At 60.7% G+C, this 12,791-nt stretch carries 10 protein-coding genes; 3 read left to right on the plus strand and 7 right to left on the minus strand.

Annotation, left to right across the window (positions count from 1 at the left end; genetic code table 11):
- The 4 genes from BLL36_RS19405 to BLL36_RS19420 all read right to left on the minus strand — a co-directional run bounded on the left by BLL36_RS19405 (position 1) and on the right by BLL36_RS19420 (position 3,164).
- Positions 1-1,284 carry an OmpP1/FadL family transporter gene (locus BLL36_RS19405; protein WP_076952948.1) on the minus strand — a complete coding sequence of 428 codons (1,284 nt, stop codon included), beginning with the start codon at positions 1,282-1,284 and terminating at the stop codon, positions 1-3.
- Between the two features lie 146 nt (positions 1,285-1,430).
- Positions 1,431-1,913, minus strand: a complete 483-nt coding sequence (locus BLL36_RS19410) for a hypothetical protein (protein ID WP_076952949.1) — start codon at positions 1,911-1,913, stop codon at positions 1,431-1,433.
- Between the two features lie 276 nt (positions 1,914-2,189).
- Positions 2,190-2,414, minus strand: a complete 225-nt coding sequence (locus tag BLL36_RS19415) for a hypothetical protein (protein WP_005790139.1) — start codon at positions 2,412-2,414, stop codon at positions 2,190-2,192.
- 444 nt (positions 2,415-2,858) lie between these two features.
- Positions 2,859-3,164, minus strand: a complete 306-nt coding sequence (locus BLL36_RS19420) for a hypothetical protein (RefSeq protein ID WP_076952950.1) — start codon at positions 3,162-3,164, stop codon at positions 2,859-2,861.
- 458 nt (positions 3,165-3,622) lie between these two features.
- Between BLL36_RS19420 and BLL36_RS19425 the strand changes: the two genes are divergently transcribed.
- A complete protein-coding gene (locus BLL36_RS19425; RefSeq protein ID WP_076952951.1) occupies positions 3,623-3,946 on the plus strand; it encodes an SEL1-like repeat protein in 324 nt (107 codons plus the stop codon).
- A gap of 175 nt (positions 3,947-4,121) precedes the next feature.
- Positions 4,122-5,486, plus strand: coding sequence for a DNA recombination protein RmuC (rmuC, locus tag BLL36_RS19430; RefSeq protein ID WP_165448115.1), 1,365 nt, complete (start codon positions 4,122-4,124; stop codon positions 5,484-5,486).
- A gap of 290 nt (positions 5,487-5,776) precedes the next feature.
- Here rmuC and BLL36_RS19435 read toward each other — a convergent pair whose 3' ends face one another.
- From BLL36_RS19435 to BLL36_RS19445, 3 genes are all read right to left on the minus strand, one after another.
- On the minus strand, positions 5,777-9,247 hold the full coding sequence (locus BLL36_RS19435; protein ID WP_076952953.1) for a hybrid sensor histidine kinase/response regulator: 3,471 nt from the start codon (positions 9,245-9,247) through the stop codon (positions 5,777-5,779).
- A gap of 118 nt (positions 9,248-9,365) precedes the next feature.
- Positions 9,366-9,749, minus strand: a complete 384-nt coding sequence (locus tag BLL36_RS19440; RefSeq protein WP_162279237.1) for a YbaN family protein — start codon at positions 9,747-9,749, stop codon at positions 9,366-9,368.
- 20 nt (positions 9,750-9,769) lie between these two features.
- On the minus strand, positions 9,770-10,357 hold the full coding sequence (locus tag BLL36_RS19445; protein ID WP_076952955.1) for a UPF0149 family protein: 588 nt from the start codon (positions 10,355-10,357) through the stop codon (positions 9,770-9,772).
- Positions 10,358-10,633: 276 nt separating this feature from the next.
- Between BLL36_RS19445 and recQ the strand changes: the two genes are divergently transcribed.
- Positions 10,634-12,760: a DNA helicase RecQ gene (recQ, locus tag BLL36_RS19450; protein ID WP_076952956.1), complete on the plus strand. Its 2,127-nt coding sequence runs from the start codon at positions 10,634-10,636 to the stop codon at positions 12,758-12,760.
- The last annotated feature ends 31 nt before the right edge of the window (positions 12,761-12,791 follow it).

The following is a 12,791-nucleotide window of genomic DNA, read 5'->3' on the forward strand; positions in this document are numbered from 1 at the left end:
TCAGAAGGTGTAGGTCATGCCCAGGCCGAAACCGTTGGCACTGTTTTCGTACTTGGCGCGGTAGCTGGCGGTCGACGGAGCGTCCGCGGTCTGGTTGATCTTGACGTCCTCTTCTTTCAGGTAAGAGTACGCCAGGTCGATGGTCATGTTATCCATGACCTTGTAGCCCAGGCCGACGCTGAAGATCGTACGGTCGCCCGTAGGAATGCGCGGCGAACGATCGGTGTTGTTGGTCGGCGACTGGTCGAACGTCAAGCCGGTACGCAGCACCACTTGCTTGGTCAGCTGGTACGAGGTACCCACCGCGTAGGCCCAGGTGTCGTGCCAGTTCTGTTCTTCGGTGATGGAGCGCAGTTGGCTGGTTGCAAGCGCGCCGCCGGCAGCCGTGACACCTTCGTTGTCGACGGTGATTTCCTTCAGGCGGCTCCAACGGGTCCAGGTCGCGCCACCATAGAGTTTCCAGGCATCGGTCAGGTCTTGAGTGACCGACAGGTCGTAGGACTCAGGGGTATCGATCTTCAGGGAAGCGTCGTAGCGGTTGTTACGCAGGAATGGCTGGGTCGCCGCCGGGCCGCTGACGGTGGTGTGGCCTTCCAGCTTGTACTTGACCTTCGAGTGGTAGGTCAGGCCGACGCGGGTGGTATCGGTGGCCTGGACCAGGACGCCGACGTTGAAGCCCAGCGCAGTATCGTCGCCCTTGATTTTGACGTTGGTATCGCTGACAGCAGGGTTCAGCGTCCGATCCGATTCCAGCACGCCGGAAATCCGGTTGAAAGTCGGGCCAAAACCGATGGATACGCGGTCGTTGAACGCGTAGCTGACCGTCGGCTGGAAGGTCATCACCTTCACTTCGCTCTTGCTGCCGAAGCCACGGCCCTGGAAGCCGTTTTCATAGTCGGTCACCAGGCCGAACGGTGCATAGACACCGAAGCCGACAGCCCACTGATCGTTGAGTTTGTTGGTGTAGAAACCAAATGGCACCGCAGTGAACGGAACCATGTCACCTTTGTTGGAGCCGCGAGAGTTGCCGCCGGTATCGCTGATATCGGTCGACGCATCAATCGCCGCAACGCCACCGGTGATCTGCTGCCCATTCAGGCGAGCCATACCGGCAGGGTTGCCAAACACAGTACTTGCATCATCGGCAGAAGAAGAGCGGCCTGCGAAACCTGTACCCATCCCGCTGACGCTCTGTTCGTTCAGTGCGAAACCGCTTGCAAACAGGTGGGAGGATGCCATGGCAACGGCGAGGCTAAGTGTGGTCTTGAGCATTACTTTTTTCATTATTAGAACTCCGTGGTGATCACCGCTGCGGAAAGTAACAATAATTTTGAGATCGCGCTATAGGCTGCAATGCAGGAGATAGAGCGGTTTTGTAGGACAATCCGACCAGAATTCCGGGTTTTTGGCGAATCTTGCAAATTGCCCGGTCAGCAAACCACGTGATTCATGGGCGAAACACAGGTTTGCCACGCTTGAGTGAAATCGCGCAGCCGACCTTGAGGGTGAAATATTTCTTTCCAGATACGCGCCATGGCCAGCACATCCCCGGGCGGTGGCAGTGCGGGGCTGTGTTGTTCCACCAGAAGCCAGGCGATGGCCGTGGCGTAACGCAGGTTTACGGTCAATTCGAGTTGCGGTGCGCTGAGGAATGCGTGCTGGCTTGCGAGCCCACGTACCAGGCTGGCGCGCTCAGGGTCCAGCGCCAGGTAGCCGTCCCACAAGGCGCGATGGCGCGGTTCGGTGATGCTGTACAGGCCATGCCCGCGTCGGTCGTGCAAGGCGGAACCCAGTTCCGACTGGCTGGCGGCAATGCCCAGCAGCAAGGACTCAGCCGTCGGGTCCTGGCGGCCGAGGTACGACAAGGTTGGCCGGATCACATAACGACACAATTCGCTGGCAGCGATACCCATAGACGCCTCAACCCGTGAAAGTGGTCGGCGAGGCCTGAGGGGGGGCTTGGCAGCAGTGGATCGGATCTCAGGCTCGCCGGAAGCGGATCATGCCGCTCGAGTTGAAGTGTAGTGTCATATTTATGGTGTAAAGGATTGTTTTTAAATCATCTTCGTCATTCAGTTATAACGGTTATACCGTTCTGAACTTAGTGCAAAAGCTCAATACACAAATCACGGGCAATAAAAAACCCTGCTTGTTAAACAGGGTTTTTGCGTTTCAGCGACTCGGGTCGATCAGGCGGTCAATGCCTGACGGGTACGCTCGATCACGGCCTGCAGCGGTTCTGCGCTGGAGTATTGATCGGGGTACAGGCGTTCGCTGTGACGCGCGATGCCGTGTTCGTTGACCAGGGTGAAGCTGAAGCAGCCTTTGCGAGCGGCCATGATCAGGCAGTTCATTGGAGCAAAAGCGTTGGTGAGGGTGCGGATGGCATCCTGAGTATGGATTTGAGCGTTCATGATTATTGGTGTTCCTACAAATGACACAGATAAGAACCGTGCCGTATTAAAACGTTCCAGTGACGTTGATCACCATTGATCAAACGAAGAACCCGACTGGAACAAAGCAGCCAGTTTGAAGCGCTATTAAATTAGGCGCGCTTGGGCTGGCAGGTAGGTACTTAGGAGGGCAGGCAGCACAACAGGGGCAAAGGTTCTGGGCCCAGGGTGAAGATCCTGATCAATTTGCAGGTTGGTTCGGTCAGAGTATTGAAACTTCGCGACACCCTTTGCTTGTTCAAAGGCAGTGTCGTCGCAAGTGATACCTGGAAACCATCGAGGTGGTCGATCCCGTGTGGTGCATGGGAGTGGTTCGACCAGAATTGACTTTCAGCTTGGTACTAACGCTGCGGATAGTAACGGATTGAAACCGGCAAGGGAAGTGCATGGGTGAAAAAACTTCAATCAGCCGCCCAGCAGGCCCTGATACACCAGCACCGCCGTCGCCGCTGCCAGTGAGCAGCCCAGCCCGTAGGCGGCGAGGGTCAGGCGCAGGGACTGGCCGGTCTCGACCACTTTCATCACGTCGCCCATGTCATTGATCCGGCCTTCACCCAGTTCGATGCAAAGGCTGACGGCAGTAAAAGCCGCGGACAGCAGGATCGCAATGGCGAACAGCGCTCCATCCGGAGAGGGCAGTGCCGCGTTGATCCCCAGAGAGACAGCGCAGATCGCCAGTAGCAACACGGCGAACACCAGCATTCCTTTCATCGACCCACCCACCGTTTCGCTGTAGGGCGGGGAGTGTGGCGAGCCGGGGCCGATTTGAAAAGTGTTTGGTTTGCCCTGGCCGTAACAATTTTTGCGGCAAATGGCTTCAAAGAGCGCCGTTGATATAACCATCGGATGGGTACTTGTGCACATTGGTCGCGATGCGTGTAACCCAACCGCCAGCGCCGCAGCAAGGCCCCCATTTGCCTGCAATGAAAATTTAAGTCAATGAAAAATCGGGCTTTTTTTTATTGGTGAAAAAATCGTCAGTTTGACTGCGGCCCCCGTTCCATGGGGCTTTGCGCGGGTTGGAAGAGGGTTGTCCACTGAGTTATCCACAGCTTCTGTGGATTGTCCCGAGCGCTTGCTCTAGCACGGGCGTGCAGGGTTTTTTCAGCTTTACCTGTGTGAAAAAAAGAGTAGAGTGGCGCGCCTTCCGTTCTGTCCCACAGTGCTTTATGAAGTTTCGCTCAGTATCACCTTCTGTTACCGACACCCCTCAGACTGTTACCGTCCCTAAGCGCTTCTCGTTGAAGGTCGCCTTGTGGTTACTCGACAGTCCGCGCCTGGGCCATAGCACCAACGTCAAGCACTTCGCCGGGCGTTTGCTCAAGCAACCAGCCCGTGAAGGGGTGGTTATCGCACAAAGCCGCCTGGGCCAACTGATGTGCCGTGAGTGCGGCAATGCCCGTGACCGCCGCATTGGCCATGACCTGCTGCGCCTCGCGGCGCGCGCCGGTGACCTGCGCGCCCAGCGCGAACTGGGCCAGGTCGAAGACTGAGCTGTCCTCAGGCTCTGTGCTCCGTTAACCTTGTTTTTTTTCGGTAATGGCAGAATCGTCTATGGTTTTTGACTGGACCAGTATTGCCCTGGGCCTCGCTGGCGCTGCCGTGCCTTTATTGGTCGTGTGCTGGCAACTCCAGCGACGACTGACCGCGCGCATGACCGGCTGGGAACTGCTTGAAGAGCGCCTCGCCACCGCGCTGTTGGCCCAGGAAGGCCTCGCCGCGCAGTTGGATGCCAGCCGCGATGAGATCAGTGACCTGAGCCACGCCAATGCGGCCAAGCAAGCTGACCTGGCTGCCGTGCGCCGCGAAGTCGAATTGCTGCAGATCGACCGCGACAATGCCCGCGACGCCGCCCACGCCTGGAACCTCGACCGCAGTGCCAAGGAGACTGAGCTGCGCCGCCTCGATGCGTTGTCGGCGGCCTTGCGCGCCGAACTGCGTGAGCAGCAGGAGAGCCATCAACAACGCCTCGCCGACCTGCAGGGCTCGCGGGATGAGCTGCGTGCACAGTTCGCCGAATTGGCCGGCAAGATTTTCGATGAGCGCGAGCAGCGCTTCGCCGAAACCAGCCAGGAACGCCTGGGCCAGTTGCTCGACCCGTTGAAGGAGCGCATCCAGTCGTTTGAAAAACGCGTGGAAGAAAGCTACCAGAACGAGGCGCGCGAGCGTTTTTCCTTGGCCAAGGAGCTGGAACGCCTGCAGCAACTGAACCTGCGCCTGTCAGACGAGGCCACCAACTTGACCCGTGCCCTCAAGGGTCAGAAAACCCAAGGCAACTGGGGCGAGCTGATCCTGGAGCGGGTGCTGGAGCACGCAGGCCTGGAAAAGGGCCGCGAGTACCAGACCCAGGTCAGCCTCAAGGGGCCGGATGGCGAGCGTTTCCAGCCGGACGTGTTGATCATGTTGCCCGGCGACAAGCAGGTGGTGGTGGACTCCAAGGTCAGCCTTACCGCTTATCAACAGTACGTGGCGGCGGACGACGAAGTGATTGGCCAGGCAGCGCTGAAACAGCATGTACTGTCGCTGCGTAATCACGTCAAAGGCCTGGCCGGCAAGGATTACAAACGCCTGGAAGGTCTGCACAGCCTGGATTTCGTGTTGCTGTTCGTGCCGATCGAAGCGGCGTTTTCCGCCGCGTTGCAGGCTGAACCGAACCTGTTCCAGGAAGCGTTCGACCGCCATATCGTGATCGTCAGCCCGACCACTTTGCTCGCCACCCTGCGGGTGATCGACAGCCTGTGGAAGCAAGAGCGCCAGAGCCAGAACGCCCGGGAAATTGCCGAACGCGCCGGTTGGCTGTACGACAAGTTCGTGCTGTTTATCCAGGACCTGGATGAAGTGGGTAATCGTTTGCAACAGTTGGATAAGGCTTACAGCGCGGCGCGAAACAAGCTGACAGATGGGCGCGGAAACCTGGTCAGCCGGACCGAGCAATTGCGGCTGCTCGGTGCTCGGGCGAGTAAAAGTTTGCCGGCGGATCTGTTGGAGCGGGCGATGACCGATTCCGATGGCGTAGCCCACCTGCCTGAATAGAATGCGGTCCTGTGGGAGCTGGCTTGCCTGCGATAGCAAGGGCGCAGCATAGGTATCTACACAACCTTCAAAGGCTGACAAATCTCCCTGTAGTGAGCGGGCTTGTCCCGCGCTGGGTGGCGAAGCCGCCCCCAATAAAGACACCGCGCAGTTTCAGATAACGCAATTCGCCTGGTTTGGGGCCGCTTCGCAGCCCAGCGCGGGACAAGCCCGCTCACTACAAAAATGTGTAGATACCTATGCCTATCGCAGACAAGCCAGCGCCCACCTGTTGACCGATCAGGGCCTGGTTACAACGGCAAATGCCGACTCAACAACGCCCGCAACGCCGCAGGCTTCACCGGCTTGGCCAGGTAATCCAACCCCGCCGCATGCACCTGCGCCACCGTCTCTGGGCGGCCGTCGGCGCTGATGACCACGCCGGGAATCGGCTCGGCCAATTGCGCGCGCAGCCACCCCATCAGTTCAGTACCGGTTTCTCCATGATCCAGGTGGTAGTCCACCAGCGCCAGTTGCGGGCGCATGCCTTCGGCCAGCAGCGCCGCGCATTGCGCCTGGTCGGTGGCGGTCCATACTTCACAGCCCCAGCGCGTCAACAGGCTGCGCATGCCGATCAGGATGCTCTCTTCGTTATCCACACACAGCACCTGTGCGCCGCTCAACGGCAAACCGGTTTCCTGGGGAGGCTTGAGCGCCGGGCTGGCCTGGCTGCGCGCCAGCGGCACGCGCACGCTGAATACGCTGCCCTTGCCCGGCCATGAGCGCACGCTCAACCGGTGGCCCAGCACGCGGCACAGGCCATCGGCGATCGCCAGGCCAAGTCCCAGGCCTTTCTCCGCGCGGGTCTGGTGGCTGTCCAGGCGCTTGAATTCTTCGAAGATCACCTTTTGTTTATCCAGCGGGATGCCCGGGCCACGGTCCCACACTTCCAGGCACAGTTCGCCCTTGCGTCGGCGTACGCCAAGCAGCACCGGGCCGTCGGCGTAACGGAAGGCGTTGGTGAGAAAATTTTGCAGGATCCGCCGCAGCAACTTGATGTCGCTGTCGATACGCAGCCGACTGCCGCGCAAACGGAAGCGCAGACCTTGCTCTTGGGCCAGCGCCTTGAACTCCGCGCCCAAGGTGTCGAACAGTTCGTTGAGCATAAACGGCTGGCGCTGCGGATTGATCTTGCCGTTTTCCAGGCGCGAAATATCCAGCAAATCGCTGATCAAGTCTTCGGCGGAGCGCAGCGAACTGTCCAGGTGTTGCACCAGTTGCCGGGCTTCGCTGGACAGACCATCGTTCTGATGGGAGAGGGCGGCGGAGAACAGGCGCGCGGCGTTCAGCGGCTGCATCAAGTCATGGCTGACCGCCGCCAGGAAGCGTGTTTTCGACTGGCTGGCGGACTCGGCCACACCCTTGGCATCGGTAAGCGCCACGTTGAGCTGCGACAGTTCATGGGTGCGCTCGGTGACCCGTTGCTCCAGGCCTTCGTTGGCCTCGGTAAGTGCCTTCTCGGCTTCGCGGAACGCGGTAATGTCAGTGAAGCTCATGACGAAACCGCCGCCGGGCATCGGGTTGCCGATCAGCTCGATCACCCGTCCATTGGGGAACAGACGCTCGGAGGTGTGCGCACGGCCCTGGCGCATCCAATGCAGCCGTCGCGCCACGTGCACCTCGGCCTCGCCCGGCCCGCACAGCCCGCGTTCGGCGTTGTAGCGGATAATGTCGGCAATCGGCCGGCCTACACTGATCAGCCCCTCCGGGTAATTGAACAGCTCCAGGTAGCGCCGGTTCCAGGCCACCAGCTTGAGCGACTGGTCGACCACGCTGATGCCCTGGGTGATGTTCTCGATGGCGCCTTGCAATAGCGCGCGATTGAACTGGAGCACTTCCGACGCTTCGTCGGCGATGCGTACGACATCCTCCAGCTGCATTTCCCGCCCTTCGATGGCGGCTTTCACCACGGCTCGGGTCGACGACGCGCCAAGTACACCGGCCAGCAAGCGTTCGGTGTGGGCGATCCAATCGTTGTCGGCATTCTGGTTGGGGTTGAAGCCTTTGCCCTGGCGATAGGCGAAGCGGATAAAGCTCTGCTGGGCGCGCTCTTCGCCGACAAACCGCGCGGCCAGGCTGAGCAGGTCGCTGATCTGCACCGAGAGCATCGAGCGGGCGCTGGCGCGCTGGCTGATTTCCTGGCCGATAAAACGCCCGGCCTGCCAGTGCTCGGACACCCGCGTGCGCGAGAACATCGACACCCAGACAAACAGCGTGAAGTTACCGGCCAGGGAAAACACGGTGCCCAGGGTCAACGAGGTGACGGACAAACCGAATGGGTGGGAATGCAACCACGTCAGGCCTGGGAAAAGGCTGAGGGACCAGCCCAGGCTTTTCGCCGTGACCGGTAGGACGAGGGTGTAGAACCATAGAAAGGTGCCTGCCGCCAGCCCGGCGAACACGCCGCGTCGGTTCGCCTGTTTCCAATACAACGCGCCGAGCATTGCCGGTGCCAGTTGGGTTACGGCGGCGAAGGCGATCTGGCCGATGGTCGCCAGGCTGGCGGTGGAGCCGAGCAATCGATAGCTCACGTAGGCCAGCAACAGAATGATCACGATACTGACCCGCCGCACCGAAAGCATCCAGTGGCGGAACACTTCGAACGGGCGCTCGGCGCTGGAGCGACGCAGCAGCCAGGGCAGCAACATGTCGTTGGAGACCATGGTCGACAAGGCAATGCTCGCCACGATCACCATGCCGGTGGCCGCCGAAGCGCCGCCGATGAACGCCAGTACCGCCAGGGCCGGGTGGGCTTCAGCCATCGGCAGGCTGATCACGTAGGAATCCGGCAGTACCGAGCTGGGCAGCATCATCTTGCCGCCCAAGGCGATCGGTACTACAAACAGGGCGGCAAGAATCAGATACGCGGGGAACACCCATTTAGCCAGGCGCAGATCCTGGGGGTCAATGTTCTCCACGACCGTGACATGAAACTGGCGAGGCAGGCAGATGATCGCCATCATGGCCACGCCGGTCTGCACCACCATCGAGGGCCAGTTGACGGTCTCTTTCCAGTATTCCTCCAGGCGTGGCGCCAGCATGGCCTGGCTGAACAGGTCACCGAAACCGTCGTACAAGCCGTAGGTCACAAACGCGCCGACGGCCAGAAAGGCAAACAGCTTGACCAGCGACTCAAACGCAATCGCCAGCACCATGCCACGATGGTGCTCCGTGGCGTCGAGGTTGCGCGTGCCAAAGACGATGGTGAACAGCGCCAGCACCAGTGACACGATCAAGGCCGTGTCCTGCGCGCGGGTGCCCGTGGTGTCGGCGCCGGCGCCGATCAGCAGGTTGACCCCCAACACGATGCCTTTGAGTTGCAGGGCAATATAAGGCAGCACGCCCACCAGGCAGATCAGCGCGACCACCACGGCCAGGGACTGGGATTTACCGTAGCGCGCGGCGATGAAGTCGGCGATGGAGGTGATATTTTCCTGCTTGCTGATCAGGATCATCTTCTGCAGCACCCAGGGCGCCAACACCAGCAGCAGCACCGGTCCCAGGTAGATCGGTAAAAAAGCCCACAACTGTTCGGCGGCCTGGCCTACCGCGCCGAAAAACGTCCAACTGGTGCAGTAGACAGCCAGCGAAAGGCTGTACACCCAGGCACGCATGCGCGGCGGCAATGGCGCGCGGCGGCGGTCACCGTAGAAGGCGATGGCAAACATAATGGCCATATAGGCCAGGGCAACGGCGGCAATCAGCCCGCTGGACAGCGTCATGGTAACTCCGAGCATAAGAACACCCGGGCATTCCGGGCCCGGTCGGACAGTCTCGCATGATGCCTGGGGTTAGTCAGTGTCGACCAAGGTCGCGTGGGATTTAATGTCGCAGGCGCGCCTAGCGGGGTGGCAGGGTTTTCTGGCGCAGGATATAAACAGTCACCAGTACCGCACTGGTCAGCATGAACACCCGTGCCCACGGCAGCGGCACCAGGTAACAGGAAAAACCGATGCTCAGCCACATCAGGCCGATTGCGTAGACCTTGCCCTTGAGCGGGATGCCGTTGCCGTCCAGATAATCTCGGATCCACGGCCCCAGTCGCGGGTGTTCCACCAGCCAGTGGTAGAAGCGCGGGGAGCTGCGGGCGAAGCAGGCGGCGGCGAGCAACAGGAAGGGCGTGGTCGGCAACACCGGCAGGAAAATGCCGATCACACCCAGCGCTACGCTGAGCCAGCCAATGGCCAGCAGCGCGTAACGCAGGAGCGGTGAGCGATTGCCCATGGGTCTCACGGGCAAGCGGCTCAGTGGTGACGTGGCTTGAGGATCGCCGGTTTTTCGTCAGGGGCGTTGCACAGCAGGTACAGAGCGGTGAGGGCTTCCGGGATCTGTACGATCATGTCGTCCATCAGGTTGGCGTCGGCGGCGATGTCGGAGAACTCTGCTTCTTCTTCGAACAGGCCCGAACCGACCATGATCGGCAGCAGCATCTCGCTGACTTCTTCTTCGGCGGATTCGAACCAGGCGGCTTCGCGCAGGAACACGCCTTCCATGAAACCGATGCACCAGCCGCGCAGGTCGGAATCGTCCGGGTCTTCGCCCAGGTCCAGCTCGCACGGCAGCTCGAATTCCTCGTCGGACGCCAGTTGGCGACCGATGTGGGCCTTGAGGGCCAGCAGGGTCGATTCGATTTCTTCGCGGTGCGCGTCGTCGGTGTAGTGAGGCTCTTCGGCGAACAGCGCGTCGATCCATTCGCGGTCGGGCACGACCTCGGAGCAGATCGACAGGGCGGTCAGGTAGCCGTGGGCGGCCACATAGTCCAGCGCCTCGTCATGCAGCTCATCGGCGTCGAGGAAGGCTTGCAGGCGGGTTAGTTGCTCAGCGAAGGACATTGAAGGACTACCTTGGAAATAAACGATGCTGAATTCTAGGCCTTCTTGAGCGCCCAGGCCAGCCGCCATGCAGATTTGCCAGGTTTTAGAGACGGGCTGCAATTCGTCAGCGGCGCCCTCTGCCGGATGACGCTCGGGTATACTGCCGCGTTTTGTGATGCCCTTGCAGGCCAAGCGCCAGTCCGGGAAAAATTCGCTTACGGATTATTTTTCCTGAAACCGTGTTTTTTCGACCAGCCTGTACAGAGCAATTGCGGCACTATTTTGGAGTTATACATGCTCGAGCAGGCACAACGCGTCCTCAAGGACATCTTCGGCTACGACAGTTTTCGTGGCCGCCAGGGTGCGATCATTGAGCGCGTGGCCAGTGGCGGTGACGCGCTGGTCCTGATGCCTACCGGCGGCGGCAAATCGTTGTGCTTCCAGGTGCCGGCGCTGTTGCGCAATGGCTTGGCCGTGGTGGTGTCGCCGCTCATCGCGTTGATGGACGATCAGGTGGCCACCCTGGAAGAACTGGGCGTGGCCGCCGCCGCCTTGAACTCCACCCTCAGCGCCGAGCAGCAGCGCGACCTGGCGGCGCGGATCAAGCGCGGTGAAGTGAAGATGCTTTACCTCGCCCCGGAGCGCCTGGTGCAGCCGCGCATGCTGGCGTTCCTGCAAAGCCTGGAAATCGCGCTGTTCGCCATCGACGAAGCCCACTGCGTGTCGCAATGGGGGCATGATTTCCGCCGCGAATACCTGCAGCTCGGCCAATTGGCGGAGCTGTTTCCCGATGTGCCGCGCATCGCCCTGACCGCCACCGCCGACAAGCGTACCCGCGAAGAAATCGTCGAGCGCCTGCACCTGCAGAACGCCGAGCGGTTCCTGTCGAGCTTTGACCGGCCGAACATTTTCTACCGGATCGTGCCCAAGGAGCAGCCGCGCAAGCAGTTGCTCGCATTCCTCTCCGAGCGGCGCAGCGATGCGGGCATCGTCTATTGCCTGTCGCGCAAGAAGGTTGATGAAGTCGCCGCGTTCCTCTGCGAACAAGGCTACCCGGCGCTGCCCTATCACGCCGGATTGCCCAACGAGACGCGCTCGGCTCACCAGAAGCGCTTTCTCAACGAAGAAGGCCTGATCATGGTGGCCACCATCGCGTTCGGCATGGGCATCGATAAATCCAACGTACGCTTCGTGGCCCACATGGATCTGCCCAAGTCCCTTGAGGCCTACTACCAGGAAACCGGTCGCGCCGGCCGTGACGGCCTGCCGGCCGATGCGTGGATGGTCTACGGCCTGCAAGACGTGGTGATGCTCAAGCAGATGCTGCAGAACTCCGAAGGCGACGAGCGACATAAGCGCCTGGAGCAGCACAAGCTCGACGCGATGCTGTCGCTGTGCGAGGAGACCCGCTGCCGTCGCCAGACCTTGCTGGCGTACTTCGACGAAGACATGCCCGAGCCATGCGGCCATTGCGACAACTGCATTGACGGCGTGCAGACCTGGGACGCCACCGAGCCTGCGCGTCAGGGCTTGTCGGCCATTTACCGCACCGGCCAGCGTTATGGCGTGGGGCATCTGGTAGACGTGCTGCTGGGCAAGGACAACGAGAAGGTCCGCAGCTTCGGCCACGAGAAGCTCTCGGTGTACGGTGTCGGTAAAGCCCGCGCCGAAGGCGAGTGGCGCTCGTTGTTCCGGCAGATGGTGGCGCGCGGCCTGGTGGATATCGACATCGAAGGGTATGGCGGCCTGCGCCTGAATGACAGTTGCCGGCCGTTGCTCAAGGGCGAGGTCACCCTGGAGCTGCGCCGCGACCTCAAGCCGCAGACCACCGCCAAGAGCAGCACCAGCCAGGCCAGCCAGCTTGTCCGGGGAGAGGAGCGCGAGCAGTGGGAAGCCTTGCGCACCCTGCGCCGCAAATTGGCGCAGGAACACAGCGTGCCGCCCTACGTTATTTTCCCGGACTCCACCTTGCTGGAAATGTTGCGCGAGCAACCCACCAGCATGGCCGAGATGGCGCGGGTCAGCGGCGTGGGCGCGCGCAAGCTGGAGCGTTACGGGCAGGCCTTCCTCGAAGTGCTCGGCGGCCAGGCCGAAGCGCCGAAGGAAGTCGCCGACATACGCCACGAACTGATCAGCCTGGCACGCGCCGGCATGACGCCGATCCAGATCGCCGGCCAGCTGCAATGCTCGGAGAAAAACGTCTACACCCTGCTCGCCGAATCCATTGGCAAGCAGCAGTTGTCATTGGAGCAGGCCCTTGATTTGCCGGAGGATCTGCTCGGCGAGATCCAGGACGCGTTCCTTGACGGAGAGGGCGAATTGCCACCGGTTGCGGAGATTGCACCGCTGTTTACCGGGCGTGTTCCTGAAGGTGTCTTGTACTGCGTGCGGGCCGCCTTGCAGTCGGAATTCGAAATTTAGTGCGCCAATTACGACAATGTAACAGATCAGT

It is taken from the genome of Pseudomonas cedrina subsp. cedrina, from assembly GCF_001983175.1.
Taxonomy (GTDB): Bacteria; Pseudomonadota; Gammaproteobacteria; order Pseudomonadales; family Pseudomonadaceae; genus Aquipseudomonas; species Aquipseudomonas cedrina.